This window comes from Bradyrhizobium sp. USDA 4532, assembly GCF_024171315.1.
GTDB classification, from domain to species: domain Bacteria; phylum Pseudomonadota; class Alphaproteobacteria; order Rhizobiales; family Xanthobacteraceae; genus Bradyrhizobium; species Bradyrhizobium australafricanum.
The window spans coordinates 2,675,437-2,699,782 of record NZ_JALJZN010000001.1; the positions used below are offsets into that span (position 1 = coordinate 2,675,437).

General features: G+C 66.6%; 27 protein-coding genes and 1 riboswitch. Of the genes, 10 read left to right on the plus strand and 17 right to left on the minus strand.

Annotated features, from left to right (window positions below):
* Nucleotides 1–13: 13 nt before the first annotated feature.
* Nucleotides 14–1,009 (minus strand): AraC family transcriptional regulator, encoded by a 996-nt coding sequence (locus tag J2R76_RS12915; protein WP_253624100.1) that lies wholly within the window; start codon nt 1,007–1,009, stop codon nt 14–16.
* A 130-nt stretch (nt 1,010–1,139) separates the two neighbouring features.
* Here J2R76_RS12915 and J2R76_RS12920 point away from each other — a divergent pair, with 130 nt between their 5' ends.
* Together J2R76_RS12920 and J2R76_RS12925 are read left to right on the plus strand one after the other, a co-directional pair.
* Nucleotides 1,140–1,676 carry a carboxymuconolactone decarboxylase family protein gene (locus J2R76_RS12920; RefSeq protein WP_253624101.1) on the plus strand — a complete coding sequence of 179 codons (537 nt, stop codon included), beginning with the start codon at nt 1,140–1,142 and terminating at the stop codon, nt 1,674–1,676.
* A 37-nt stretch (nt 1,677–1,713) separates the two neighbouring features.
* Nucleotides 1,714–2,220: a YkgB family protein gene (locus J2R76_RS12925; protein ID WP_076833509.1), complete on the plus strand. Its 507-nt coding sequence runs from the start codon at nt 1,714–1,716 to the stop codon at nt 2,218–2,220.
* Nucleotides 2,221–2,789: 569 nt separating this feature from the next.
* On the opposite strand, the gene cobF is transcribed toward J2R76_RS12925, so the two are convergent.
* The 6 genes from cobF to cbiE are packed head-to-tail and all read right to left on the minus strand — an operon-like array spanning nt 2,790 to nt 7,919.
* Nucleotides 2,790–3,539, minus strand: a complete 750-nt coding sequence (gene cobF / locus J2R76_RS12930; protein WP_076833507.1) for a precorrin-6A synthase (deacetylating) — start codon at nt 3,537–3,539, stop codon at nt 2,790–2,792.
* 7 nt (nt 3,540–3,546) lie between these two features.
* On the minus strand, nt 3,547–4,275 hold the full coding sequence (cobA, locus tag J2R76_RS12935; RefSeq protein ID WP_076833505.1) for a uroporphyrinogen-III C-methyltransferase: 729 nt from the start codon (nt 4,273–4,275) through the stop codon (nt 3,547–3,549).
* Nucleotides 4,272–5,582 carry a cobyrinate a,c-diamide synthase gene (locus J2R76_RS12940; RefSeq protein ID WP_076833503.1) on the minus strand — a complete coding sequence of 437 codons (1,311 nt, stop codon included), beginning with the start codon at nt 5,580–5,582 and terminating at the stop codon, nt 4,272–4,274. Before J2R76_RS12940 ends, cobA begins: the two co-directional genes overlap by 4 nt.
* Entirely contained in the window at nt 5,579–6,376 is a 798-nt protein-coding gene (cobM, locus tag J2R76_RS12945; protein WP_076833501.1) for a precorrin-4 C(11)-methyltransferase, read from the minus strand. Before cobM ends, J2R76_RS12940 begins: the two co-directional genes overlap by 4 nt.
* Nucleotides 6,373–6,741 (minus strand): cobalamin biosynthesis protein, encoded by a 369-nt coding sequence (locus tag J2R76_RS12950; RefSeq protein WP_253624102.1) that lies wholly within the window; start codon nt 6,739–6,741, stop codon nt 6,373–6,375. Before J2R76_RS12950 ends, cobM begins: the two co-directional genes overlap by 4 nt.
* Nucleotides 6,738–7,919 (minus strand): precorrin-6y C5,15-methyltransferase (decarboxylating) subunit CbiE, encoded by a 1,182-nt coding sequence (gene cbiE / locus J2R76_RS12955; RefSeq protein WP_076833500.1) that lies wholly within the window; start codon nt 7,917–7,919, stop codon nt 6,738–6,740. The genes J2R76_RS12950 and cbiE overlap by 4 nt, the downstream gene beginning before the upstream one ends.
* Between cbiE and J2R76_RS12960 the strand changes: the two genes are divergently transcribed.
* Complete coding sequence (locus tag J2R76_RS12960; RefSeq protein ID WP_076833498.1) at nt 7,918–8,667, plus strand: cobalt-precorrin-6A reductase; 750 nt, start codon at nt 7,918–7,920, stop codon at nt 8,665–8,667. The two genes, cbiE and J2R76_RS12960, sit on opposite strands and share 2 nt — an antisense overlap.
* Here the strand turns inward: J2R76_RS12960 and cobJ are convergent.
* Genes cobJ through J2R76_RS12995 form a run of 7 tightly spaced genes read right to left on the minus strand, consistent with a single transcriptional unit; the run spans nt 8,643 to nt 16,550 of the window.
* Complete coding sequence (gene cobJ, locus J2R76_RS12965) at nt 8,643–9,377, minus strand: precorrin-3B C(17)-methyltransferase (RefSeq protein WP_076833496.1); 735 nt, start codon at nt 9,375–9,377, stop codon at nt 8,643–8,645. The two genes, J2R76_RS12960 and cobJ, sit on opposite strands and share 25 nt — an antisense overlap.
* The gene (locus J2R76_RS12970) at nt 9,374–10,105 is read right to left on the minus strand and encodes a precorrin-2 C(20)-methyltransferase (RefSeq protein ID WP_076833495.1); all 732 of its coding nucleotides are present in this window, start codon (nt 10,103–10,105) and stop codon (nt 9,374–9,376) included. The genes cobJ and J2R76_RS12970 overlap by 4 nt, the downstream gene beginning before the upstream one ends.
* Nucleotides 10,106–10,107: 2 nt before the next feature.
* Nucleotides 10,108–10,737 (minus strand): precorrin-8X methylmutase, encoded by a 630-nt coding sequence (locus tag J2R76_RS12975; protein ID WP_076833493.1) that lies wholly within the window; start codon nt 10,735–10,737, stop codon nt 10,108–10,110.
* Nucleotides 10,737–11,900, minus strand: a complete 1,164-nt coding sequence (cobG, locus tag J2R76_RS12980; protein ID WP_076833492.1) for a precorrin-3B synthase — start codon at nt 11,898–11,900, stop codon at nt 10,737–10,739. The genes J2R76_RS12975 and cobG overlap by 1 nt, the downstream gene beginning before the upstream one ends.
* Complete coding sequence (gene cobN / locus J2R76_RS12985; protein ID WP_076833490.1) at nt 11,897–15,145, minus strand: cobaltochelatase subunit CobN; 3,249 nt, start codon at nt 15,143–15,145, stop codon at nt 11,897–11,899. The genes cobG and cobN overlap by 4 nt, the downstream gene beginning before the upstream one ends.
* The gene (gene cobW / locus J2R76_RS12990) at nt 15,145–16,179 is read right to left on the minus strand and encodes a cobalamin biosynthesis protein CobW (RefSeq protein WP_076833488.1); all 1,035 of its coding nucleotides are present in this window, start codon (nt 16,177–16,179) and stop codon (nt 15,145–15,147) included. The genes cobN and cobW overlap by 1 nt, the downstream gene beginning before the upstream one ends.
* On the minus strand, nt 16,176–16,550 hold the full coding sequence (locus tag J2R76_RS12995; protein WP_076833487.1) for a DUF1636 domain-containing protein: 375 nt from the start codon (nt 16,548–16,550) through the stop codon (nt 16,176–16,178). The genes cobW and J2R76_RS12995 overlap by 4 nt, the downstream gene beginning before the upstream one ends.
* Before the next feature lie 93 nt (nt 16,551–16,643).
* A riboswitch (cobalamin riboswitch) is annotated at nt 16,644–16,856 on the minus strand.
* Nucleotides 16,857–16,892: 36 nt separating this feature from the next.
* Here J2R76_RS12995 and cobO point away from each other — a divergent pair.
* Together cobO and J2R76_RS13005 are read left to right on the plus strand one after the other, a co-directional pair.
* Nucleotides 16,893–17,546 (plus strand): cob(I)yrinic acid a,c-diamide adenosyltransferase, encoded by a 654-nt coding sequence (cobO, locus tag J2R76_RS13000; protein ID WP_076833485.1) that lies wholly within the window; start codon nt 16,893–16,895, stop codon nt 17,544–17,546.
* A gap of 11 nt (nt 17,547–17,557) precedes the next feature.
* A complete protein-coding gene (locus tag J2R76_RS13005) occupies nt 17,558–19,006 on the plus strand; it encodes a cobyric acid synthase (RefSeq protein ID WP_076833483.1) in 1,449 nt (482 codons plus the stop codon).
* Here the strand turns inward: J2R76_RS13005 and cobD are convergent.
* Together cobD and cbiB are read right to left on the minus strand one after the other, a co-directional pair.
* Nucleotides 19,003–19,968: a threonine-phosphate decarboxylase CobD gene (cobD, locus tag J2R76_RS13010; protein WP_076833481.1), complete on the minus strand. Its 966-nt coding sequence runs from the start codon at nt 19,966–19,968 to the stop codon at nt 19,003–19,005. The two genes, J2R76_RS13005 and cobD, sit on opposite strands and share 4 nt — an antisense overlap.
* Before the next feature lie 11 nt (nt 19,969–19,979).
* Nucleotides 19,980–20,921: an adenosylcobinamide-phosphate synthase CbiB gene (gene cbiB, locus J2R76_RS13015; protein ID WP_076833479.1), complete on the minus strand. Its 942-nt coding sequence runs from the start codon at nt 20,919–20,921 to the stop codon at nt 19,980–19,982.
* A gap of 149 nt (nt 20,922–21,070) precedes the next feature.
* On the opposite strand from cbiB, the gene cobU reads away from it, so the two are divergent.
* The 5 genes from cobU to J2R76_RS13040 are packed head-to-tail and all read left to right on the plus strand — an operon-like array spanning nt 21,071 to nt 23,527.
* Nucleotides 21,071–21,574 (plus strand): bifunctional adenosylcobinamide kinase/adenosylcobinamide-phosphate guanylyltransferase, encoded by a 504-nt coding sequence (gene cobU / locus J2R76_RS13020; RefSeq protein WP_076833478.1) that lies wholly within the window; start codon nt 21,071–21,073, stop codon nt 21,572–21,574.
* Between the two features lie 32 nt (nt 21,575–21,606).
* Nucleotides 21,607–22,239, plus strand: a complete 633-nt coding sequence (bluB, locus tag J2R76_RS13025; RefSeq protein WP_057015939.1) for a 5,6-dimethylbenzimidazole synthase — start codon at nt 21,607–21,609, stop codon at nt 22,237–22,239.
* Nucleotides 22,217–22,561 carry a hypothetical protein gene (locus J2R76_RS13030; protein ID WP_076833476.1) on the plus strand — a complete coding sequence of 115 codons (345 nt, stop codon included), beginning with the start codon at nt 22,217–22,219 and terminating at the stop codon, nt 22,559–22,561. The genes bluB and J2R76_RS13030 overlap by 23 nt, the downstream gene beginning before the upstream one ends.
* The gene (locus J2R76_RS13035; RefSeq protein WP_057015885.1) at nt 22,558–22,770 is read left to right on the plus strand and encodes a CbtB domain-containing protein; all 213 of its coding nucleotides are present in this window, start codon (nt 22,558–22,560) and stop codon (nt 22,768–22,770) included. Before J2R76_RS13030 ends, J2R76_RS13035 begins: the two co-directional genes overlap by 4 nt.
* 10 nt (nt 22,771–22,780) lie before the next feature.
* Entirely contained in the window at nt 22,781–23,527 is a 747-nt protein-coding gene (locus tag J2R76_RS13040) for a CbtA family protein (protein WP_076833475.1), read from the plus strand.
* Here the strand turns inward: J2R76_RS13040 and J2R76_RS13045 are convergent.
* Complete coding sequence (locus J2R76_RS13045; protein ID WP_076833473.1) at nt 23,510–24,337, minus strand: dienelactone hydrolase family protein; 828 nt, start codon at nt 24,335–24,337, stop codon at nt 23,510–23,512. The two genes, J2R76_RS13040 and J2R76_RS13045, sit on opposite strands and share 18 nt — an antisense overlap.
* Between the last annotated feature and the right edge of the window lie 9 nt (nt 24,338–24,346).

Sequence of the window (24,346 nt, forward strand, 5' to 3'; positions counted from 1 at the left end):
AGGCACGGGGACGCTACGCATCCACAGTCGGCGAACTGCCTTTCCGATCAGCTGGCACCGCAGATTCCAACGACACGTCGTGTTCCGGCGGCTGCGTCTTTCGCCACTGCGCCGGCGTCACGCCCATGTGGCTCTTGAAGGCGCGCTGAAAGGCAGCCTCCGATTGATACCCGACCATCTCTGCCACGGCGCCCGTCGAAAGCGATGATCCCTTCAACTCGTTCGCCGCAAGTGTCATCCTGATATCGGTGAGCAGATCGCTGGCCGATCGCCCGAGCTTGTCCTGGAACTGCCGCGCCAGCGTCGCGCGCGACATGTTGCAAAGCCGTGCGAGCTCCGGCAGCGACCACGCATGCGCGGGCTCCTTGAACATGGCGGCCACGGCCGGTGCGAGCCTGGGATCGCCGACCAGGGCGAGAAGTCCCCGTGACGTTGCATCGGTCTCGCTGGCAAGCCGCAGCACAAGCGCGAACATTGCCGTGGACAGCGCATTCAGCATGGCGTGGCCGCCCAGATGATCGTCGGCCGTTTCGCTGCGCATCAGCGACACGAGCCCGGCGAGCTGCGCAGCCGTTCCCTTTCCCGCACGCGTGCCGGCGTGCACGACAAGGCGCGGCGGAAGATAACCGCGCAACAGACGGTCGTGTAGCGGTGCAATCGCGAAGTGCCCGCACAACAGGTCAAGCCGTTCGTCCGATCCGAGGTTTTCGCTGATCGTGAAATTCTCCGCCGCCCGGTTGCGCGCCGGCAGCGGTGTCGCCCCGCTGCCATCGTGCATCACGTGTCGCGGGTTGCCGGGAAGCAGGAGGATGTCGCCGGCCTTCAGCAGCAACGGCCGTCCGCCCGCGGCGTCGTCCAGGATCGCCGAGCCGGCAAGCACCGCATGATAGGGGATCTCGCTGGTTACACCCGGGCCCTGCTCGATACGCCAGGGCACGCTGTAGCTGCAGCGCAGGTCGAGCCGCCCGCGCACCGGCATCATCTCGAACAGCCGGCTCAGCCAATCCATAGCCATTCCCCCCGAAGCAGTTCATGAGACGATGGAGCATATAAACGAGCAATATGAATATTCAATGTCTCAAATCTCGATCCTATTGTCACTCCGCAATCGTTCACCACCCCAAACAAGGAGTGCCACCATGTCTCGTCTCTCAACCCCCAATCTCGAAACCGATACCGGCCCGTCCGGCCAGATCTACGCCCAGATCAAGAAGGCGATCGGCGCCGTCCCGAACACCTACGCGGCGATTGCCGCCCACGGTCCGGCCGCGCTCAAATCGATCCTCGCGGCCGATGCCGTCCTGACTGGCGGCAGCCTGCCCCGGCGCGACCTGGAGATCGTCAAGCTCGTGATCAGCGCTGCCAGCGGCTGCGATTATTGTGTCGCCGCGCACTCGCATCTCGCCAGGCTCGCCGGCGTGAATGCCGATGCGCTCAAGCAGATCCGCGACGGCGCGCCGACCGGTGACACCAAGCGCGATGCACTCGTGCATTTCGTGCGCAAGCTCGCGCAGTCGAGCGGCACCGTCAGCGATCAGGATTTCGCCGCGATCAAGTCCGCCGGCTACAGCGACGGGCAGCTGGTCGAGATCAGCCTGGCGTTTGCGACCACGGTCTTCACCAACGTCTTCAACCGCATCAACGACACCGACATCGACTTCCCGGCAGTCGCGTGAAGCGACCGGGCGATGTCATGCGAAAAGGATCACGACCATGACCACGCTTGCCAACACCACACAAAATCCGCTTGTCCGCGCGCTTCATAGGTCCGGCCTGCTCGCGGAAGATCTCGACTATCACGTCGTCCGGGCCGCGATGGTGATCATGTTCCTGTTCTTCGGTTACCAGAAGTGGTTTCCGTACGAGTTCGAACGGCTGGTCCCGTTCATCAGCAACGGGCCGCTGATCTGGTGGCTGTATCCAGCGTTCGGCCACGCCGGCGCCAGCTACTTCCTTGGCGCCTCTGAGTGGACGTTCGGTTCGCTGCTGCTCGCGGGCTTCTGGGACAAGCGGCTCGGCGTGCTCGGCGCCCTCGGCTCGACCGGAACCTTCATCGCGACGGTCACCATCATTCCGTTCATGCCTGATGGCTGGGACGTTGCCGCCGGTGGCTTCCCCGCGATGACCGGCAACGTGCCGTTCCTGGTGAAGGACGTCGTTCTGCTCGCCGTCTCGTTCTACCTGCTGCGACAGGACGTGGTTCGTCTGATCAGGCAATAGCTGATCGCGATTGATCGCCGGTGGGCCTCGGGCGTGCCGGCGATCGCGCGTGGTATTGAGCAGACGCAGCATTTCTCTCGAACACAACGACATGGCAGTCACTATTGCTGCACGGTCCAGCGGCCCATGCTCTTTAAGAGCCGAGCCATAACCCATTGCCGAACTTGCATAACGCGTTGAAAATCGGCTCCGCGCGATCGGCTGCGCTGTCGCCCGCTCGACGACGCACCGCCGCTTCCATGCACGAATGATCCGGTAGCTCTCCGGCCATGAACATAGTTCCGCCGCGCGGTCTGGGCTAAAAGGAGCGCCGGTGTTGTTCTGGGGTGAGTTGATGAAGAAGGACGACGTCACATGCCCGCGTTGCGGGGCTGGATTCCGACGCCTTGAGCTGGCATCCAGGTCAGCAGGAAGCGAGGGCGAGTATCGCTGCCCGGTTTGCGAGACGACCCTCGAGCAGTTCGATGGCGACAAGCTTGTCGCTTACCGCCTGACCATCCAGCCCTCGATTCGCGGGTTGAAGACCTAGCGGCCCCGCTGGATGGAATGCCGCCGGAGCAAAATCTGGATCACGATCTCCGCTTCAGGACATAGCTGTCCATGATCCAGCCGTGCCGCTCACGTGCCTCTCGTCGCGCGGCGACGATGCGAGGGCCCACCTCTGCCAGTTCCCCCGCCATGATGATCTGATCGGGCATGCCGAGATAGGCGCCCCACCAGATTTGCAGCCCCGCAGGATCCAGCGTCTGGAAAGCGGCGCCGCCGTCGAGCATCACGACCACGGTGTCGACGCCGGGCGGCCAGCCGCCATCGCGCAGCCGCCGGCCGGTCGTCACAAGAAACGGCTCGCCGATCTCATTGAGCGGCAGCGCATGCGCCGCGCACAGCGCCTGGATCGACGTGATGCCGGGGATCACCTCGATCGATGGCAACGGATCGAGCCGTCGCGCAATCCGCAGGCTCGAATCGTAGAGCGAGGGATCGCCCCAGATCAGCAGGGCGACGCGTCCCTCCCCGCCGAGATGGCGCGCGATTTCCTTCGACCACGTCGCGGCGATCGCATCGTGCCAATCGTCCACGCCCTTGCGATAGTCCTCCTCACCGGCGTCACGCACCGGCAGGTCGAACTCGGCAATGCGTGTGCGGTCGTTGCTCAACGCTTCCGCGCAGATGGTGCGACGCAACTCGGCGAGATCCGACTTCGCCGTCCCCTTGCGCGGGATCAGGATCAGGTCGGCGGCATTGATCGCGGCGGTCGCAGCGAAAGTGAGCTGCCGGGGATCACCACAACCGATGCCGATCAGAGACAGCGTCAACATAGCCGCGTCACCCTCGTTCCGGCGCCAGCGCACCGAACAGGATAACGGCAGCCGCCGTGGCCGCGCCAGCCTGCGTGAGCTGTTCGGCCAGCGCTGCGATCGTGGTGCGAAGCAGCCGCTCGTCGGCGTGGCCGAGCGATTCCGCCAGCAGTGCGGGAGTGTCGGGCGCGAGGCCGTGCGCGATCAGCCTTGCGGCCAATGCCGGGAAGGTCCGCCGCCCCATATAGACGACGGTGGTCGCTTCCGGATCGGCCAGCGCCGCCCAGTTCAGGTCCGCAGGCAATTCGCCCGTCACATCGGCGCCGGTGACGAACTGGACCCGGCGCGAGGTCAACCGGCGCGTCAGCGGAATGCCGGCCTGCGCGGCGGCAACCGACGCCGAGGTCACGCCGGGAATGATCTCGTAGCCGATGCCGGCCACGCGCAGCGCTTCGATCTCCTCCTCGAGCCGTCCAAAAATACCGGCGTCGCCGGATTTCAGCCGCACGACCCGCACGCCGGCGGTGGCATAATCGACCAGCAGCCGGCTGACATGGTGCTGCTTCGCCGACAGGCGGCCGGCGCGCTTGCCGACCGCGACGAGATTGGCGCCGGAGCGCGCGAGATCGAGGATCGCGCCCGAAGCAAGATCGTCATAGAGCACCACATCGGCCTCGCGCAGCCGCGCCGCTCCCTTCATGGTCAGGAGTTCGGGATCGCCGGGACCGGCCGAGATGAAGGAAACGAATCCGCTCACCGGTCCTCCGCAATCAGATGGAAGAATGTACCCGTCGCACAGCCGCGCCGCGATCCGGTCTCCGCAACGATCGTACCAGTCGCATCACGCACCACCGCGAGCGGCGTGTCGGGCTGCGCGATGATCGTCGAATAATGAAACTCGTGGCCGCGCAGGCGTGCGCCTGGGCCATGGCCGGGCATCGGTGCGGCGAGCTCGGCGAGCCGGTAGCCCAGATGCATGCGGCGCTTGGCATAGCTCGTCTCAAGGCCGAGCAGGCCCGCCATCTCGTGGCGCACGCCGTCGGCGTCGGTCAATGCGGCGCCCAGCACCATGTAGCCCCCGCATTCGCCATGCACCGGCCGCGTCTCGGCGAAGGCGCGGAGCCGCCCGAGAAATTGCCTGTTGGCCGCAAGCCGGCCGGCATGCAGTTCGGGATAGCCGCCGGGCAGCCAGCACACATCGGCGTCCGCGTCGGGGCCTTCGTCCGCAAGCGGCGAGAACGTTACGATCTCAGCGCCGGCCGCTCGCCAGGCTTCCAGCATGTGCGGATAGACGAACGAGAATGCGGTATCGCGCGCCAGCGCAATGCGCTGGCCGGGCGGCGTGATGTCCAGGCTGGGCACGGCGGATTGCGGCGACCAGACCTCGGCCGATTTCAGCACGGCGTCGAGATCGACATGCTCGGCGACGAAGCGTGCGGCTTCGTCGATCAGACCGTCGATTTGAGCCTGCTCTTCGGCCTGTACCAGGCCGAGGTGACGCTTCGGCAAGGCGATCTCGGCGTGGCGCGGCAGCGATCCCAATACCGGAATGCCCGCGCCCGCCATGGCGTTGCGCACCAGCGCTTCATGCCGCGCGCTCGCGACGCGATTGAGGACGACGCCCGCAAGCCGAACGCCGGCGCGAAAATCACGCAATCCCGCCGCGACCGCCGCCGCGGTCTGCGCCTGACCGGAGGGATCGATCACCAGCAACACCGGCCACTCCATCATCTCGGCGATGTCGGCGGTGGCGCCGGTCCCCGAGACGCCCCGCGCGGCGACGCCGTCGAACAGTCCCATCGAGCCTTCCGCCAGCACGAGATCGGCATCCGCGCCGCGGCCTGCCAAATGCGCGATCGCTTCGCGCGCCATCGCCCAGCTATCGATGTTGACCGACGGGTGTCCCGTGGCGACCGCGTGAAAGGCGGGATCGATGTAATCAGGCCCGCTCTTGAGGCATTGTACCTTGAGACCACGATTGCGATAGGCGCGCGCCAACGCCAGGGTCAGCGTCGTCTTGCCGACACCGGATGCCGGCGCAGAGATGACGAGCGCCGCGGTCATTGCGATGATTCCGGCGACGATTCCGGAAAACGCGGCGCCGCCCCGACCGGACGGTAGCGACGGTCATAGTCAGCTGCATAGAGACGGCTCTCGGCGAATTCGTCCGCGCCGAGCGTCTTGCCGACCAGAATGAGCGCAGTGCGTTCGAGCTCGGGGCCGACGGCGGTATCGAGCGTCGCGAGCGTGCCGCGCACGATGCGCTGGTCCGGCCAGCTCGCGCGCCAGACGATCGCAACCGGGCAATCCGCGCCGTAGTGCGGCGTGAGCTCGGCCATGACCTTGTCGAGCAGATGGATCGAAAGATGGATCGCCAGCACCGCGCCGGTCGCGGCAAAGGCTGCGAGCGTCTCGCCATCCGGCATCGCGCTCGCTCGGCCCGGCGTGCGCGTCAGCACCACCGATTGCGCAAGGCCCGGCAGCGTCAGCTCGGCCTCCAGCGCCGCCGCAGCCGCCGAGAAGGCTGGCACCCCGGGCGTGACCGAATACGGAATCTGCAACGCGCGCAGCCGGCGCAGCTGCTCGCCCATCGCCGACCAGACCGAGAGATCGCCCGAATGCAGCCGCGCAACGTCCTTGCCCTCCGCATCCGCGGCAGCGATCTCGGCAATGATTTGGTCGAGCGACAGCGACGCGGTGTTGACGATGCGCGCATCCGGCGGACAATGCGCCAGAACATCCGGTGGCACCAGCGATCCGGCATAGAGACAAACCGGGCACGAGGCGATGAGATCGCGCCCGCGCAGGGTCAGCAAATCGGCAGCGCCAGGCCCTGCGCCGATGAAATGCACCGTCATTCGCCGTCTCCTTCCGCGATCGCCGCGATGGCCATCCGATCCCGTGACGCGGCCCTGACCGAGATCAGGCGCGCACCGCGCCCTGCTGCAGCGATCGCCGCAGCCTCGGCGACCGAGCCCGTTCCGAACCTCGCTTTGATAAGCTCAGATTGCGTTGCAGTCTTTATTTCAGCCAGGACCCCGGCGGGAATACTCCGGACCGGCAGCCCCAATTCCCGCGCCAAGTCCCTCAATGCCGCCGCATCGGCCTTGTCACTCACCGTTGCAATTGCCGCAAGGCCTTTGGGCCCGCCGGCCGCGTCGAGGGCGCCGCGCAAGGACGCGACACTGGCATTGCGCCTGAATCCGAGACCAGCGACCTTCATCGGAGCGCGCTCCATTGCACGATCGGCCGCGCGGCCTTCCAGCCGCGATAGCGGCCCAATGGCTCGGCCTGCGCGATCTCGAGGCGCATCAACTCGCCGCCATGACGCCGGTGCAGATCGCAGAGCAGCGCCTCTGTCTCCAGGGTCACCGCATGCGCGACCAGCCGCGTGCACGGCGCGATCTGCGACCAGATCGCATCGAACATATCAGCGTCGAGGCCGCCGCCGATGAACACCGCATCGGGCGCCGCGAGGTCCGATAAAGCGCCGGGCGCCTCGCCCTCGATGACGGTGATCCGATGCGTCAAGCCGAAGCTCGCCGCATTGCTGCGGATGTTGGCGGCGCGTTCGGTGCGGGCTTCGACGGCGATCGCCGTCCCTCCACACAGCGCCCATTCGATCGAGATCGAGCCCGAGCCCGCGCCGACATCCCACAGCCGCTCAACGGGCCGCGGCGCAAGCGCCGACAGCGCAAGCGCGCGGACCGGCCGCTTTGTCAGTTGCCCGTCATGCACAAAGAGCGCATCGGCAAGACCTGAGCTGCGTGCGATTCCCTGCGCTCCCCGCGCCTCCAGCGCGATCGCGACCAGGCTCTCGCCTGAATCACCCGCATACGAGTCGGCGCGATGCTGCGTGATGCATTCACGCGGTCCGCCAAGCGCCGCAAGCGTCCATATTGCCGACGCCCCCCAACCACGCTCCGTCAGCCAGCGCGCAAGGTCGGAAGCTGCCTTGCCGTCACGCAGCAGGCAGATGATCCGCGCATCGCGCACGAGATGCGGCAACAGCCGCTCGAACGGCGCGGCATGAAGACCGAGACAGACAGCATTCTCGATACGCCAGCCCAAACGAGCCGCCGCCAGTGAGAACGTCGACGGCGCGGAGTGCGCGACCCACTCACCGGCCTGCAGCTTCTCGACAAGGCTTCCGCCGACGCCATGCCAGAACGGATCGCCCGACGCGAGCACCGCCGTCGGACGGCCGCGACAGCTCAGCACGATGTTCGCATCGAACGGCACCGGCCAGGCACGGCCGCGGTCGGTGATGCCGACGAGCGCGAGGTGCCGTTGGGCGCCGAAAACTGTTTCGGCTTCACGGAGCGCCTTTCGACTTGCATCGGAGAGGCCGGCAAGGCCATCTTCGCCAATGCCGATGATGGTCAACCAGGGATTATCCATGATGCGCGCCCTGATCCTGGGCGGAACGGCCGATGCCAATCTGCTCGCCGCTGCGATCGCACGCGCGGGGATCGATGCGGTCTATTCCTATGGCGGCCGCACCCGCACGCCAGCCGACCAGCCGCTGCCGACCAGGATCGGCGGCTTCGGCGGCGTCGACGGTCTTGCCGACTATCTCCACCGCGAAGCCATCACGCATGTGGTCGATGCGACGCATCCCTTCGCCGCCGAGATGAGCCGCAACGCCATCGCGGCCTGCGCGCAAACCGCAACGCCCCTGCTCGCGCTTGAGCGCGCGCCTTGGGACAAAGCCGCGGGCGATCGCTGGATCGAAGTCGCGGACGTCGTCTCCGCGGCCGCGGCCTTGCCGGACAGCCGCGCCAGCGTGTTCCTCGCGATCGGCCGCCAGCACGTCGCGCCGTTCGGCGCCCGGCCGCAGCATGCCTATACGTTGCGGTTCGTCGACCCGCCCGAGCAAGCGCTTCCATTGCCCGATGCCGACGTCATTATGTCGCGCGGCCCCTTCACGCTCGAGGGTGAGCTCGCGATGATGCGCACGCGTCGCATCGAGTGGATCGTCGCCCGCAACTCCGGCGGAACCGGCGCGCGCGCCAAGATCGACGCCGCCCGCGTGCTCGGCCTTCCCGTCATCATGATCACGCGGCCACTGCTGCCCGAGAGGCCGCGGGTGGAAAGCGTGAGCGAGGCGATGCAATGGCTCGGTCATCGGACCTGCCTCGGCGCATAGACCCAGCGGCCGACCCGCCGTGTCGCCGAATTGCCGACGATCACGAGCGTCCGCATGTCGGCCATGTCTGGCCTTGCGTCGCGCAGTTCGACCGTCTCGATCCGCTGCTCGGGCGTGCTGACGGAGCGCGCGAACACCACGATCCGCTCGTCACAGCCGGCCTCGCGCAAGATCTCGAGCGCGCGCCCAAAACCTTCCGGCCGGCTGGCCGAGCGCGGATTGTACATCGCGATCGCGAAATCCGCTTCGGCCGCAAGCCGCAGGCGTTTCTCGATCAGCGGCCAGGGCTTGAGATTGTCGGAGAGATTGATCGCGCAGAAATCATGACCGAGCGGCGCGCCGGCGCTTGCCGCCGCCGCCAGCATCGCCGTCACGCCGGGCAGAACGCGAATCGGCAGGTCGTGCCATTGCGGCGCGTCCTCCAGCGCTTCGAACACGGCCGATGCCATCGCAAACACGCCGGGATCGCCTGAGGAAACCACGACGACGTGGCCTCCTTCCGACGCGAGCCGCAGCGCGTCAGCGGCGCGCTGCGACTCCACGCGATTGTCCGAGGGATGCAGCGTGAGCCCGGCGCGCGGCGGCACGCGGGTCACATAGGGCGCATAGCCGACGATGTCGGTCGCGGCCGCGAGCGCAGCAGCGACCTCCGGCGTGATCAGCGCCTCGGCGCCCGGTCCGAGCCCCGCGATGGTCAGCGTGCCGGTCATTGCGCGACCTCCCTGCGCCGCCCCTGCCCGTGCACCAGCACGATCGCAAAATACGGACAATCGGCCTCGCCGACATCTGCAAGCCGTGCGACGCGCTGATCCGGCATGGTGCCGCGTTCGACCAGCCACGCATCATCGAGGCGCCCCGCGGACGCCAGCGCGCGGCGAATCTTCGGAAGATTGCGACCGGTCTTCATGACGACCAGCGCGTCGGAGCTGCGCATCCGCTCGGCGAGCTCCGCCTCCGGCAGCGTCCCCATCAGAACGGTCGTCACATCGTCGGCCAGCGCAATCGGCTGACCCACCGAATTCCAGCAGCCGACCATGCCGGGAATGCCGGCGATCACCTCGATCTCGACACGCCCCTGCAGCCGTGCATGCAGATGCATAAATGAACCATAGAAATAGGGATCGCCCTCGCAGAGCACGACGATGTCGACCGCGCGCGCAAATCGCGCCAGGCGCTCGGCCCATTCGTCATAGAAGTCGGCAAGCAGCCGCGCATAGTCCGGACTGTCGAACGCGATCTCCGTGGTGACCGGATATTCCATCGGATATTCGCTGACGTCTGCGGCGAGCAAGCCTTCGACAATGCGGCGCGCCTGCCCCGGCTGGCCCTTTTTGCGAAAATAGGCGACGTGCTTCGCGGCACGCACAACGCGGTCGGCGCGCACGCTCATCAGGTCCGGATCGCCTGGGCCGAGGCCGCAGCAGATGATGCGTCCCATCGCTATTCGCTCCGGCTCGCCAGCGCATTGACGGCGGCAACCGTGATCGCCGAACCACCGAACCGTCCCTCGACCGTCAGCGCCGGCACGGGCGGCTCAGCCATCAATGCCGCCTTGGATTCCGCCGCGCCGACAAAGCCGACCGGACAGCCGATGATCGCCGCCGGCCGTGGGCAATCACCATCCTCCAGCATGTTGAGCAGATGAAACAGCGCCGTTGGCGCGTTGCCGATCGCGACGATGGCGCCGGCCAGATGCGGCCGCCACAGCTCGAGCGCCGCCGCGGAGCGCGTGTTGCGCATCGATTGCGCGAGCGCAGGTACCTTGACATCACCGAGCGTGCAGATCACGGCATTGCCGGCCGGCAGCCGCGCGCGCGTGATTCCCTCCGACACCATGCGCGCGTCGCAGAGGATTGGCGCGCCCTCCTGCAAGGCGGCTCGCGCGCGCGCAGCCATGCCTGATGTGAAGCGCACATGCGCTTCCAAGCCCACCATACCGGCGGCATGGATCATGCGCACGACCACCGGCTCTTCGTCTGGCGTGAAGCGGGCAAGATCGGCCTCGGAGCGGATGGTGGCAAAGGACTGGCGATAGATCGCCGCGCCATCGGTCTCGTAGACGTGCGGCATCAATGGCCTCCCGTCAGCACGGTAGGATTTGCAACGAGGTACGTACTGCTCAATCCTCGGAGGACCGGCGCATCCCGCGTCGTGCCGCGGCGGATCAGATCAAAGCCCTCGTCTGTCGCAACGAGGGTAACATCCGCAGAACCGGAATGGGCGCAGCCCTTGGCGCAGCCGGAGACGTGAAGCCGCGCATCGGATGGAATTTGCCGCGCGAGCGCCGATGCCAGCATACGCGTGTCCGCATGCGCATCGCCGCAGCGCGGTGCGCCGCTGCAGGCGACCACACGAAGCCTCGGATCGCCGGCATCAGTCACGAGGTCCGCCCCACCGGGCATCTCGCGCATCCCCTCCACCAGCATCATCCGCCACGGCGTCATGCGGAGAGCCCGCGCGCAGCCGGCGAGATCGTTGAGCGTCTGGTGCGGCATTTGCCCGAAGGCGACGCCAACCATCGCGCCCATTGGATAGATGCCCGGCACGGGACTCGACGATTGGCCGACTGGTTCGGCATCACCGCGAAGCGACTGCGGCAGGCTCGCGCCGCCGGCGAGATGAGCCGCCATCCGTCGCCGCTCACCCCTGGTTCCGCCGGAGGTGACAAACCATTCGGCCAGCGCCAACGCGACCTGAACGGCCTCGCTCCGCATGACCGAAAGCCCGCGCTGCGCGCCATCGGCCCGCACCAGCAGTCCCCGGCCGCGATCGCGCTCGATCCTGATATCGGCGGACGCATCCGCCAGCATCCGCGCATTGCCATCATCGATTGCGAAGCCGAACTTGGTTGGAAGATCAAACGAGGCACCGGCAAGCCCCTGCTCAAGCTCGGTCGCAAGCGAGCGCGTCTCGTCGGCGACAGTCCAGAACGGCGTCACCAGAATGTTTCGCTGCGCCTCGGTATTCGAGTCCGTGTCCAGCAACCCGAGTTCAGCGAGCCCATCGACCAGGGGCGGATAACCTTCATCGCTGACGCCGCGAATCTGGAGATTGGCGCGGCTGGTCAGGTCGATCAGGCCGTTGCCGTATCGCGCCGCCAGCCTGGCGATTCCCGCTGCCTGCGCCGCGTCCAGCCGTCCGCCGCGCGGGCGAATGCGCACCACGAGGCCATCGCCTGACTGCATCGGCCGCAGCGCGCCTGGACACCAGCCCTTGACCGCAACCGCGCTCATGAGGCCTCCTGCAGCGCAGCCGCGATCGAATTGCGCCGCGTCTGCCAGAGCGAGGCTTCATGCAATCTCGCGAAGCAGGTTTCGATCGCAGCCAGCGCCGCCGGGTTCTCGCGCGCCATGAAGCCGCGAACCTCGTCATTGCCGAGCGTCGCATCATAGTAGAGATCGAACAGATGCGGCGGCACCGCGCCGGCAAGATGGGCGAACGCCGCCATGTGCTCCAACGTCGCTGTGATTTCGGCGGCACCACGGAAGCCATGGCGCATCATGCCCGCGATCCAGGCAGGGTTGGCCGCGCGCACTCGCACCACCCGTGAGATTTCCTCGGTCAACGCCCGGGCATGCGGCTGATCCGGCCGCGTCGCATCGAGGTGATAGAGCGATGGGGCTTTCGTGCCAAGGCGCCTCGCCGCCGCCGCGATGCCCGCCTCGTGCGCGGCGTAGTCGGCCGCCAGCAGCAGATCAGTCTCCGGCAGATCCTGGGTGTGAACAAAACTGTCCGCAGCCGCGAGCCGCGCCTCGATGCCGGCGCGATCGGGCCGCATCTCGCCGTCGGATGCGAGAGCCCACGACGATGCCGACAACCAGGCTTCGCCGGCCGCCTCGCGCGCCTCCGGTGTGAAGACGTCGGGGACCGACGAAATGCCAACGCCATAATGTCCGGGGCGAGGACCGAACACGCGCGCGATGCGCTGCCGGTAAGGATTCTCGTCCGCCTCGTCGCTGCGTTCGGACAACGCCTCCGCCGCGGCTTCGAATAACTGGGCCAGCCCTGAGAAGACGTCGCGGAACAGCCCCGACACGCGCAGCGTGACGTCGATGCGCGGCCGGCCGAGCTCTGCCGGCGCGATGATGTCGTAGCCCGACACCCGCCCCGAGCCGTGATCCCAGCGCGGCGCGATGCCCGCGAGATGCAGGGCCATCGCAAAGTCCTCGCCGGCGGTGCGCATCGTCGAGGAGCCCCAGAGGTCGACCACGAGTCCCTTCGGCCAGTCGCCGTGATCCTGCAAATGACGGCGCAGCAGCTCTTCAGCAAGCTTCACGCCTTGCGCATGCGCCGACGGCGTCGGCACCGCGCGCGGATCGACCGCAAACAGATTGCGCCCGGTCGGGAGCACGTCGCTGCGCCCGCGATAGGGCGAGCCCGACGGCCCCGGCGCAACACGCCGGCCGGCGAGCGCACCCAGCAACGCCTCCTTCTCCGCCTCACCGCAAGCGCCCTGCCCGAACACATGCAGGCCGTCGCCGAACTGGCTTTCCTTGAGGTCGCAGACGAAACGATCGATCTGCGGAATGGCCTCGGCCGCGGAGACCGACGCGGCGAGACCGAGATCGTCCTCCAGCCCGGCGATGCGCGCTTCGTCGCGGATCGCGGCGATCAGGCGCTGCCGCCGCGCCGGATCGAGACCATCGGCGGTCGAATACTCATCGAGCAAGCGCTCAAGATTGCGCAAGCCTTTGGGGACCGCGGCCTGTGCCAGTGGCGGCGGCAGATGACCGATCGTCACGGCACCGATCCGGCGCTTGGCCTGCGCCGCCTCGCCGGGATCGTTGACGATGAAGGGATAGACAACAGGCAGATCGCCGATCAGCGCCTCCGGCCAGCATGCGGGCGACAGCGCAACCGACTTGCCGGGCAGCCATTCCAGCGTTCCGTGCGCGCCGATGTGGACGACGGCATCGATGGCCTGCCGCCTGAGCCACAGATAGAACGCGACATAGGCATGGCGCGGCGTGCGCGCCAGATCGTGATAGTCGGCGTCGCGCTGTCCCACCTCACCGCGCTCCGGCTGAACGGCGATGACCGATTTGCCGCAGCAGATCGCCGCGAAATGAAATGCGCCGTCACGGCAATCGGGATCATCTTCCGGCGCGCCCCATGCGCGGCTGAGATCGCCCTGCAGCAGCTCGGGAAGGCCGGAAAGCGCCGCACGATAGTCGGCGATGTTCCACGTCAAATTCCTGCGCAAAAGAATGTCGCCCAGTGACTCCACCGGCTCAAGGTCAAATCCCGCGCCCGCGAGATCAGCCAGCATCGCCCCGACCGAGGCAAGCGCATCGAGGCCGACGGCATGCGCGATCTGATGCGGGCGGCCGGGATAGTTCGAGAGCACCAGCGCGAGCCGCTTCTCCTGTGCCGGCTTGCTGGCAAGCCGATGCCAGGCGGCCACGCGTGCGGCAACTGCAGCGACGCGCTCGGCATCCGGTCGATGCGCAAGATGCGCGAATTGCAGCTCAAGATCGCGCTCACCAGGCGATTTGAAGCTCACGACCCCTGTGAACAGGCGGCCGTCGACCTCCGGCAGCACCACATGCATCGCGAGATCGCCGGGCGAGAGCCCGCGGAGCGACAAGGCCCAATCCTCGCGCCGCGCGGTCGACAGCGCGACCTGGAACACCGGGCATGATGCAGCGTCGAACGGCGTCGTGCCGTCGTCACCGGCCGCGGAAAACGCGGTCGCATTGACGATCGCCGCTGGAGCGCATTGCGCAAACTGAGCGCGCAGCCAATCCGCCACGCCCGCCGCCTTCAGCGAGGTGACGAACACACCGTGGGCATCAAAGCCCCTCTCACGCAATGCATCGATCAATGCATCGACCGGCGCCGTATCGCCTGCCGCGAGGTAGGAACGATAGAACGTCACCAGCACGCGCGGCCGGCCGTCCGGTGCCGGCAACGCCGCGATGGCACCGCGCTGGGAATCGTAGACGCCGATCTCGGGAAGATCGATCTCGCCGACCACGGGTCCGGCATAAAGTCCGGACGCCAGCGCCAGTTGCGCGATCACGGCCTGCGCCGCAACGGGGCCGCCCTTGTCGCACAGCACCTTCAGACGGCGCAGCGTCGAGACCGGCAAGGTCGAGAACTCATCCAGCCGCAGATCGTCGCGGCCATCGGCCGGCAGCACGACCAGGGCGATGCCGCGCTCCTTCGCCAGCCGATGCACCGCGGCCAGCCCGTATGACCAATAGGGCTCGCCGCCGATCAGCCGCACCAGAATGCCGCGGGCGTGCGAGAGCGTCCGCTCGATATAGGTATCGACCGACAGCGGATGGCGCAGCTCCGCGAGATTGGCGAGCCGCAGCGACGGCAGCGCAGCACGGCCCCGCCGCCAGCCGGCCGCGAAGGCAGCAAGATCGCTGTCGGAAAACGACAACACCACGAGATCGGCCGGATCCTGGCCGAGGTCCCTTGGCGTCGCGGTCTCCTCAAGGCCGCGGCTCTCGCGGAAGACGACGTGCATCAGACACCAAGCCGTGCCCTGATCGCGGCTTCATCGATGTCGGCATGTTCGCCGATCACGACGAGCTTCGACCGCCGCGCCCGGGCACCCCAGGGCATGTCGAACTGATGCCGCACCCGCTCGCCGACCGATTGCACCAACAGCCGCATCGGCTTGCCTTCGACCGCGATGTAGCCCTTGGCGCGCAGCACGTTCTGCTCGCGCGCCAGCCCCTTGATCGAGGCGACCAGCGCGTCGACATCCGAAACTTCCGGAAGATCGATCACGACGGAATTGAAATCGTCGTGCTCGTGTTCCTCCTCGCCATCGTGATGCGACGGCCGCGCCGCGAGATCGCTTTCCGCCGCCGCCCCGAGCCCGAGGATCACGCGCGCGTCGATCGTGCCGTCGACGACGGGCAACATCGGCACCTCGCGCGGCATCTCGGCCGCGATCACCTCTTTCGCTGCCTTGATCCCCTCCGCCCCCGCGAGGTCCGCCTTGGTCAGCAGCACGATATCGGCACATGCGATCTGGTCCTCGAACACTTCCGACAGCGGCGTCTCGTGGTCGAGATTGTCGTCCGCCGCACGCTGCGCATCCACCGCGGCCGGATCAGGCGCAAAACGGCCGGCGGCGACGGCCTCGGCGTCGGCGAGCGCGATCACGCCGTCGACCGTGATCCGCGAACGGATCTCCGGCCAGTCGAACGCTTTCAGCAGCGGCTTCGGCAGCGCGAGCCCGGAAGTTTCGATCACGATGTGATCGGGCTTCACGTTCCGCGCCAGCAACTGCTCCATCGCCGGGATGAAATCATCGGCGACGGTGCAGCAGATACAGCCATTGGCGAGTTCGACGATGTTCTCGGCCGGACAATTGGCGTCGGCGCACGACTTCAGGATGTCGCCGTCGACGCCTTCGCTGCCGAATTCGTTGACCAGCACCGCGAGCTTCTTGCCGTTGGCATTGCGGATCAGATGCTGGATCAGCGTCGTCTTGCCGGAGCCGAGAAAGCCGGTCACGACGGTGACCGGAATTTTGGCGAGCGTGGTCATTCTGCGGCCTCCGGCACGACGGGAAGAGGTGGAATGCGGGCGAGCGATTGCTTGCGGAAGATTTCCGGACGGCTGCGCCACGGCACGATGCCGTCGGGCGCCGCCGCATAGGCGGAGGCACCGGCGATCACATCCGCGGCATTATCAGCGGACAGGCCGCCGTAGACATAGGACCACCGCCCCGGCGCGCTGAGCGCGACCGAGCAACCCTGGCTGCAGGCCGACAGGCATGCGACGGGAACCAGATTGACGTCATCAGGCACGCCGGCCTCGACAAGCGCGGCATGCAGGCGTGCACCGGGCGCGAGCTCACCTTCCGCCGGCGTCTGGCCGGCGCGGCAGGTGATGCAGACATGAAGTGTAACGCTCATCGCCCTTCCTGGATTGACAGCGGGAAGCGATGAGGCACACGAACCGATTTTGGACAGGTTCGTTCCCCGTCGCGGAACACCCCGTCCGCCGGTTTCACAACATGCTGCGTTGGCAGGTCTCCCGGCTTGCGGAGCAGGTTTTACCCTTCGATGCCCACCTTCCCGACTCCGTATGGAATCAGTGGCTTGGGCATCTCTCCGGTCACGGTCGCGGGGGCGGCTGCGCTTCGGGCCCGATTCAGCGGAGCCCTATCGCATTCCCTCTTCGCCTGTCGTAGGACAGGAACCGACGCGGGACCACCATTCGTCCAAGCCTCGCACTTGTCAAGCCGAAGGAATGTGATGACTTCTGATGGAAAGGGCGCTGAAGACGGCGCCGTCGGCACCGATCTTTCGCCGGATGCGCGCCACGCGGACAAGATGGCGAAAAAGAAGGCCGCCCGCGACCGCATCATGGCGACCAAGAGCGGTGAAAAGGGCCTGATCATCGTCCATACCGGCGCCGGCAAAGGAAAATCGTCCTCCGCGTTCGGCATGATTGTGCGCTGTGTGGCGCACGGCTTTCCCTGCGCCGTGGTGCAGTTCATCAAGGGCGCCTGGGATACCGGCGAGCGCCGCCTGCTCACCGGGCATTTCGGCGATCTCTGTCAATTCCACGCAATGGGCGAAGGCTTTACCTGGGAGACGCAGGATCGCGCCCGCGACATCGCGGCAGCGCAAGCCGGCTGGGAAAAGGCCAAGCAGCTGATCGCAGACCCGAGCCTGCGCATGGTCGTGCTCGACGAGATCAACATCGCGCTACGCTACGATTACCTTGCGATCGCCGATGTCGTCGACTTCCTGACCACGTCGAAGCCGCCGATGACCCATGTCGTGCTCACCGGGCGCAACGCCAAGGAGGAGCTAATCGAGATTGCCGATCTCGTCACCGAGATGACGCTGGTAAAGCATCCGTTCCGCTCCGGCATCAAGGCCCAGCCGGGCGTCGAGTTCTGACGGGCATCACGATGGCGCGCGCATTGATGATCCAGGGAGCCGGCTCGGACGTGGGCAAATCGCTCATCGTCGCCGGCCTCGCCCGCGCCGCGAGACGGCGCGGCCTGCGCGTGCTGCCGTTCAAGCCGCAGAACATGTCGAACAACGCCGCCGTGACCGTCGATGGCGGCGAGATCGGCCGCGCACAGGCGTTGCAGGCGCTCGCCGCCGGCGTCGAGCCGCACACCGACATGAACCCGGTGCTGCTGAAGCCCGAGACCGATGTCGGCGCCCAGGTCATCGTGCACGGCAAACGGATCGCCACCGCACGCGCGCGCGAATATGCCGGCATGAAACCATCGCTGACGGGCGCGGTGCTGGAGAGTTTTGCGCGCCTGAAGCAGCGCGCCGATCTGGTGCTGGTCGAGGGCGCCGGCAGTCCCGCCGAGGTCAACTTACGCAAAGCCGATATCGCCAATATGGGATTTGCGCGCAAAGCAGACGTGCCCGTGGTGCTGGTCGGCGACATCGACCGCGGCGGCGTGATCGCGCAGCTCGTCGGCATCAAGATGGTGATCGACCCTGATGATGCCGCGATGATCCAAGGCTTTGTCATCAACAAATTCCGCGGCGATCCGACATTGTTCGACGACGGCTATCGCCTGATCGAAGAACGCACGGCGTGGCGCGGCTTTGGCGTGCTGCCCTGGTTCGTCCGCGCCGGCGAACTTCCGGCCGAAGATGCGCTCGGGCTCGGCGAGGCGCGCAAGCCCGGCCAGTGCAAGATCGCGTTCCTTGCGCTGTCGCGGATTGCCAATTTCGACGACCTCGATCCGCTGAAGCTCGAGCCCGGCGTCGATCTCGTGATGGTACGTCCGGGCGAAGCCATCCCGGGTGATGCGAAGCTCGTCATCCTGCCCGGCTCGAAATCGACCCGCGGCGATCTCGCCTTCCTGCGCGCGCAGGGCTGGGACATCGACCTCCTCGCGCATCATCGCCGCGGCGGCCATGTCCTCGGCCTGTGCGGCGGATACCAGATGCTTGGACACAGCGTCGCCGACCCCGATGGGATCGAAGGTCCTGCCGGCGAAACGCGCGGGCTCGGGCTGCTCGATGTCGCAACCACCATGACCGAACAGAAGACGCTGACGCGCTCCAGCGCGGTGCATGCCGCGACCAGCCAGCCGATCAGCGCCTATGAAATCCATATCGGGCGCACCGACGGGCCGGATCGCGCGCGGCCCTTTGCATCACTCGACGGTACGGCTGAGGGCGCGGTCTCCGCAGACGGGCGCGTTCACGGCAGCTATCTGCACGGCCTGTTCGCCTCGGACGAATTTCGCAAGGCGTTCCTTGCACAGCTCGACATCCCCGCGGCGGATCAGACTTACGGCGCCAGGGTCGAGAGCGCGCTCGACGCGCTCGCCGGGCACATCGAGACCCATCTCGATGTCGAAGGCTTGCTCGCGCTGGCGCGCTAAACGGGCAGCACGGCGGAAAGGCGCGACCACTCGGGCTCACTGCCCGGCAAGCCGAGGCGCAGCCATCCCGGTTTCTGCTGGAAGACCCGCGACCAGATCTGCGCACGGGCAAGTTTCTCCTGCGCAGCCAATGCATCGCCCGTCTGGTAGAGCCGGAACAGCAACGTGCCACCGAGCAGCGTCCAACCCTGCGATCGCGCTATTGCATCGAGCCTGACGCAGTCGTCCGCGAGCCGCGCGGCCGTGGCCTTGGCCCAGTCGTGATCGAGCAACGCGCGCCGCCCGATCGCGATTGCTGCTCCCGAAACCGGCCATGGGCCCGCCCTCGCCGCAAGCGCGGCGACGTCCGCCTCGCTGCCGATCGCGAAGCCGAGCCGCAAGCCGGCAAGTCCGTAGAACTTGCCGAAGGAGCGCAGGATCAGGAGCCCCGCGCGTCCTGCTTCCGGTGCAAGGGACAGGTCAGGAACGGCGTCCGCAAAACTCTCGTCGATGACGAGCCGGCCAACGCGCGGCAGCAGTGCCAGCAACTCGCGCCGATCATGGCGTCGTCCGTCGGGATTGTTCGGATTGACGACGACGGCGATGTCCGCTCCCGCCAGCGCGGCGAGATCGGACACCTCGGCGACGTCCCAGCCGGCGGCCGACAACACCGCGGCATATTCATTGTAGGTCGGCGCCAGAATCCGCGCCCGCCCCTTGAGCGCCAGATGCGGCAGCAACTGAATCGCGGCCTGCGCACCACCCATCGCCACGATCGGCGCCTTGGTGACATAGGCCTGCCGCGCAGCGTCGTGCAGCGATTCAAGATCGGATCGCGACGGCAACGCGCTCCATTGCCTCGGCTCGACATCGACCAAGGGATACGGCACCCGATTGATCCCGGTCGACAGGTCGATCCAGTCGTCCGCGGCGCCGCCGAAGCGCTGCCGGGCGACATCAAGGTTCCCGCCGTGCTCACGCATGCGCCGCTCCTTCACGCCAGCGCCAGGACCAGCAGCGCCCCGGCCAACAGAATCATGGCGTAACGATAGAGTTTCAGCCCGGTGAGGACGTCAGCGGCAGCCGGATCGCGCGCGCCCTCGTTCAGCCAGGGCTCATCGGCGATGTGCCCGTGATAGATGCGAGGACCGCTGAGCCGCACGCCGAGCGCGCCGGCCATCGCAGCTTCCGGCCAGCCGGCATTCGGCGAGCGATGCCGGCGCGCATCGCGCAACATGCATGACCACGCCTGCGAACGGTTCGGCGCGAGCAGCACGAACAGAACACCCGTCAACCGCGCCGGAATGAGATTGGCGAGATCGTCGATCCGGGCGGCTGCCCAGCCAAAGGCTTCGTGCCGCTCGGTGCGGTGGCCGATCATCGAGTCCAGCGTGTTGATCGCCTTGTAGCCAAGGATTCCCGGCAGGCCGAACAGCGCGCCCCAGAACACCGGCGCCACGATGCCGTCGGATGCATTCTCGGCAAGGCTCTCGATGGTGGCGCGCGCGATGCCGGCGTCGTCGAGCGTTGCCGGATCTCGCCCGACAATCTGCGCGACCGCCGAACGTGCGGCCGTGATGTCGCCGGATACCAAGGGACTTGCCACCGCGGCGACATGGTCATGCAGCGAGCGCACGGCAACCAGCGGCCACGCTAGGACGCCGACAAGGACAATGCGAACCCATCCGGATGCGAGCGCGGACTGAACGGCCCAACCGAGCGCAATCACCAGCGCGATCACCAGGATCGCAGCCGCAATGCCAGCCACGCGACGAAACGCCGGCGGGTCGGAGGCGCGGTTCCAGGCGCTATCGACAAGATTGATCAGCCGGCCGAGCCAGGTCACGGGATGGCCGATGCGGGCAAACAGCCACGCCGGCCAGCCGATCAGGGCATCCACCGCCATCGCCACCGCCATCGCTCCCGCAAAACCCACGATAATCCTCTCCGCGCCGCGGTCCCCCTGATGCGCAAGACATCGGCCGAGTGCAAGCCCTCCGTGACGGATTTCGGCTTTGTCTTTCTCCGCGATTGGTGGTTAGAGCGTTTGTGAACGACGTGCGTACCGGTCGCACAGGAGATGATATGGCCGTCATTCTGATCACGGGGGGAGCGCGGTCCGGCAAAAGCCGGCGCGCCGAACTTCGTGCGCGCAGCTTTCCGGGACAGCCGGTCTATATCGCGACCGCCGAGGCGCTCGATGCGGAAATGGATGAGCGGATCGCCAAACATCGCGCGCGGCGCGGCAGCGACTGGATCGAGCGCGAGGTGCCGCTCGATCTGGTTGAAGTGCTGTCCGGGACCGATGGCGCTGGTGCAAGGCTGGTCGATTGCCTGACGCTCTGGCTATCCAATCTGCTGCATGCCGGGCGCGACTGGTCGCAGGAAGTGACGCGGCTGGCGGATGCGCTGTCGCGCCAGCACGGCCCGGTCGTGCTGGTCACCAACGAGGTCGGCCTCGGCATCGTGCCAGACAATGCATTGGCGCGGACGTTCCGCGACGCCGCAGGAATCATGAACCAGACTATCGCCGGCATCGCAGAAGAGGTCGAGTTCGTCGTTGCGGGCCTGCCGATGAAGCTTAAATGAAATCCGAGATCGATCCTGCCAAAGGCCCCGCAATGGTCTCATTCGACGATACGTTTCGCCGGCAGCTGCACGATCTGTTCGTGTGGCGGCGCGACGTGCGGCGGTTCCGAACCGATCCGCTGCCGGATGGCACGATCGAGCGGCTGATCGAGATCGCCTGCCTGTCGCCTTCGGTCGGCCTGAGCCAGCCCTGGCGGTTCGTCATTGTCGACGACAAGACACGACGCCGCGCTGTCATCGACGACTTCAAGGCCTGCAACGCCGATGCGCTGCGGTCCTATTCGGGCGAGCGCGCCACAAAATACGCCGCGTTGAAATTATCGGGCCTCGAGGAGGCGCCGGGACATCTCGCCGTGTTTGCCGAGAAGACCGACCGGATCGGCGCCGGTCTCGGCCGCGCGACGATGCCGGAGACGTCGGAATATTCCGTGGTGGCCGGGATCTGCTCGATGTGGCTTGCCGCGCGCGCCGAAGGCATCGGCATCGGCTGGGTATCGATCCTCAATCCAGAACGCATTCATGGCGTTCTGGAAATCCCGGCCTCCTGGAAATTCATCGGCTATCTCTGCATCGGTTACCCCCAGACCGAGTGCGACCGTCCGGAGCTCGAACAGGCCAAGTGGGAATCGCGGCGAGGTCCGGATGAATTCACCATCCGACGCTGACCGCCCCCCTGCTGGCGACGGCACCTTGAGCTGTGACGCGCACTGGCGCGCCGACATCGCCTCGCTGGTCTTTCCCGTGCCGGAGCACCGCGCTATCTGCGCGGTGCATCGGGGCGCCTTTCGCACGCTGCTGGGCACCGATCCGACGGTGGACGCATGTCTCGCCCATTTCAGGCGGTTTGAACCAGCCTTCAAGGCAGCCGCACGCGCCAAGATCGAGCGCAAGCGCATTCCCCTTGGAACAAATTTGCATCTTACCAGTCGCGACATCACCCGAAAGCTGCTAGAAGCCGATCAAATCGAATGTGGAGAACGACCATGAGCCAGTCCCAGACCGCGCAAACCCAGGTTACTCAAGCTCAGGTCACGCATCTGCCGATCGCCACCCGACAGGTCGGACGGCTTGCACAGTCGTTGATGGCCATGACGCTCGGCCTGTTCATCGTCGGCGTGGTCGGCTTCTCGCACATCGACGTAATCCACAACGCCGCGCATGACGTGCGCCATTCCAACGCCTTCCCCTGCCACTGATCTCCTTGGCATGAGCACGTTTCGCTCGATCGTCTTCTCGTCGGTCATTGCCGGATTCATCGTCGGCCTGATCGTCACGGCGGTCCAGCAGTTCGGCACCGTTCCCCTGATCCTCAGGGCCGAGGTCTACGAGAAGGCGGCCGCGCACAAGCACGAAGCCGCCGCGCCACCGCAGGCGATCCTCGTCCATGATCATGCGGATCATGATCATGGCGCGGAGGCCTGGGAGCCGCGCGACGGTTTGGAACGCAACGTCTATACCGCGGGGGCGAACATCCTGACCGCGATCGGCTTTGCGCTTCTGCTCTGCGGCTTCCTCGCGGTTCGCAGCGGCGCGACCGGCGAGCAAATCTCGTGGCATGAAGGCTTGATGTGGGGCCTCGCCGGTTTCGCCGTCTTCACCATCGCTCCGGGCCTCGGACTGCCGCCTGAATTGCCGGGGGTCCCCACCGCTCCATTGCTCTCGCGCCAGATCTGGTGGGTGACGGCGGTGCTGGCGACCGCAGCCGGCCTCGGCCTGATCGTGTTCCGGCGCTCGATGCCGGCCGCCATTGCCGGCGTGGTCCTGATCATGCTGCCGCATCTGATCGGCGCGCCCGAGCTGGAGCACGTCGAGACCAACGTGCCTTCATCCTTGTCGCATCAGTTCATGGTCGCCGTCACGCTGACCAGTCTGGTGTTCTGGTCGCTGCTGGGCAGCCTGACGAGCGCCGCATTCGCCTATTTCGACCAGCCAAGCTCACCCGCTCGCGGGTGACAGCCGCTGCCGGAAAAACGCCAGGATCTCATCGCGGGCCGCGATGGTCGGCTGGCCGGCCTCGTCGATCAGATGCACGGTCACGACGCTGTGCGGTGTCGTGACGAAATTCCGGAAGAACGGCGGCACATCGCGGTTCGCCGCGCTGTCGGGAAGCACCCGCCCGATGAAGCGGTCGCCGAGCGCCTCGCGATAGGCCGCAAAGCGCTGCGCCATGCAGAACTTGTCGCCCTCAAATCGATACGCCAGCACGGTCAGGTCTTCGCGTTCCAACCGCTCGCGGACCGCCTTGACCTCCTCCGGCGCGATCTCGATGCCCGCCGGATCGTTCAATGGCAATGACGGCTGCGAAAGCACCGGCGCCAGCATCGACGGCTCCAGCATCATGGTGAGCGCGAAATTGCCGGTAAAGCACATCCCGATGGCCCCGACACCGGGACCGCCGCATTCACCATGGGCAAATCGCGCCAGCGCGCGCAGCCATTGCGTCACGGGACTGGACTGGTTTGCGGCCATCGCGCGAAACTCGGCGCTGACGCAGGCGCGCTGAAACACCGCGGCGCCCTCCTCTGCGCTCGCAATAGCGCCGTCACGGCCGAACAGCGATGGCATATAGACGGTGAATCCGGCATCGCGAACCCAGCGGGCGAAGCGCGCCACATGCGGGCTGATACCCGGCATCTCCGCCATCACGATCACCGCAGGACCGCCGCCGCCAACATGGACGGTCTTGCCGGCACCATCGAGGGTGATCTGGCGGCGCTCGAAATCCTCGAGCGGATCGTCCTGGGTCATCGGCCGGTTCGGCATCGGCGGTCC

Excerpts from the sequence above, each read along its gene's own strand:
- cobJ (WP_076833496.1), bottom strand. The coding sequence starts at position 9,377 with ATGACCGGCACGCTGACCATCGCGGGGCTCGGACCGGGCGCCGAGGCG.
- cobN (WP_076833490.1), bottom strand. The coding sequence starts at position 15,145 with ATGCACGTCGTCTTCCGCGAGAGCCGCGGCCTTGAGGAGACCGCGACG.
- J2R76_RS13030 (WP_076833476.1), top strand. The coding sequence starts at position 22,217 with ATGAATTCACCATCCGACGCTGACCGCCCCCCTGCTGGCGACGGCACC.
- cobM (WP_076833501.1), bottom strand. The coding sequence starts at position 6,376 with ATGACGGTGCATTTCATCGGCGCAGGGCCTGGCGCTGCCGATTTGCTG.
- J2R76_RS13045 (WP_076833473.1), bottom strand. The coding sequence starts at position 24,337 with ATGCCGAACCGGCCGATGACCCAGGACGATCCGCTCGAGGATTTCGAG.
- J2R76_RS13035 (WP_057015885.1), top strand. The coding sequence starts at position 22,558 with ATGAGCCAGTCCCAGACCGCGCAAACCCAGGTTACTCAAGCTCAGGTC.
- J2R76_RS12940 (WP_076833503.1), bottom strand. The coding sequence starts at position 5,582 with ATGACCGCGGCGCTCGTCATCTCTGCGCCGGCATCCGGTGTCGGCAAG.
- cobW (WP_076833488.1), bottom strand. The coding sequence starts at position 16,179 with ATGACCACGCTCGCCAAAATTCCGGTCACCGTCGTGACCGGCTTTCTC.
- cobU (WP_076833478.1), top strand. The coding sequence starts at position 21,071 with ATGGCCGTCATTCTGATCACGGGGGGAGCGCGGTCCGGCAAAAGCCGG.
- J2R76_RS12925 (WP_076833509.1), top strand. The coding sequence starts at position 1,714 with ATGACCACGCTTGCCAACACCACACAAAATCCGCTTGTCCGCGCGCTT.
- J2R76_RS12950 (WP_253624102.1), bottom strand. The coding sequence starts at position 6,741 with ATGAAGGTCGCTGGTCTCGGATTCAGGCGCAATGCCAGTGTCGCGTCC.
- J2R76_RS13040 (WP_076833475.1), top strand. The coding sequence starts at position 22,781 with ATGAGCACGTTTCGCTCGATCGTCTTCTCGTCGGTCATTGCCGGATTC.
- J2R76_RS12975 (WP_076833493.1), bottom strand. The coding sequence starts at position 10,737 with ATGCCGCACGTCTACGAGACCGATGGCGCGGCGATCTATCGCCAGTCC.
- bluB (WP_057015939.1), top strand. The coding sequence starts at position 21,607 with ATGGTCTCATTCGACGATACGTTTCGCCGGCAGCTGCACGATCTGTTC.
- J2R76_RS12920 (WP_253624101.1), top strand. The coding sequence starts at position 1,140 with ATGTCTCGTCTCTCAACCCCCAATCTCGAAACCGATACCGGCCCGTCC.
- cbiE (WP_076833500.1), bottom strand. The coding sequence starts at position 7,919 with ATGGATAATCCCTGGTTGACCATCATCGGCATTGGCGAAGATGGCCTT.
- J2R76_RS12970 (WP_076833495.1), bottom strand. The coding sequence starts at position 10,105 with ATGGGACGCATCATCTGCTGCGGCCTCGGCCCAGGCGATCCGGACCTG.
- J2R76_RS12960 (WP_076833498.1), top strand. The coding sequence starts at position 7,918 with ATGATGCGCGCCCTGATCCTGGGCGGAACGGCCGATGCCAATCTGCTC.
- cobF (WP_076833507.1), bottom strand. The coding sequence starts at position 3,539 with ATGTTGACGCTGTCTCTGATCGGCATCGGTTGTGGTGATCCCCGGCAG.
- J2R76_RS12915 (WP_253624100.1), bottom strand. The coding sequence starts at position 1,009 with ATGGATTGGCTGAGCCGGCTGTTCGAGATGATGCCGGTGCGCGGGCGG.
- cobD (WP_076833481.1), bottom strand. The coding sequence starts at position 19,968 with ATGCGTGAGCACGGCGGGAACCTTGATGTCGCCCGGCAGCGCTTCGGC.
- J2R76_RS13005 (WP_076833483.1), top strand. The coding sequence starts at position 17,558 with ATGGCGCGCGCATTGATGATCCAGGGAGCCGGCTCGGACGTGGGCAAA.
- cobO (WP_076833485.1), top strand. The coding sequence starts at position 16,893 with ATGACTTCTGATGGAAAGGGCGCTGAAGACGGCGCCGTCGGCACCGAT.
- cobG (WP_076833492.1), bottom strand. The coding sequence starts at position 11,900 with ATGAGCGCGGTTGCGGTCAAGGGCTGGTGTCCAGGCGCGCTGCGGCCG.
- J2R76_RS12995 (WP_076833487.1), bottom strand. The coding sequence starts at position 16,550 with ATGAGCGTTACACTTCATGTCTGCATCACCTGCCGCGCCGGCCAGACG.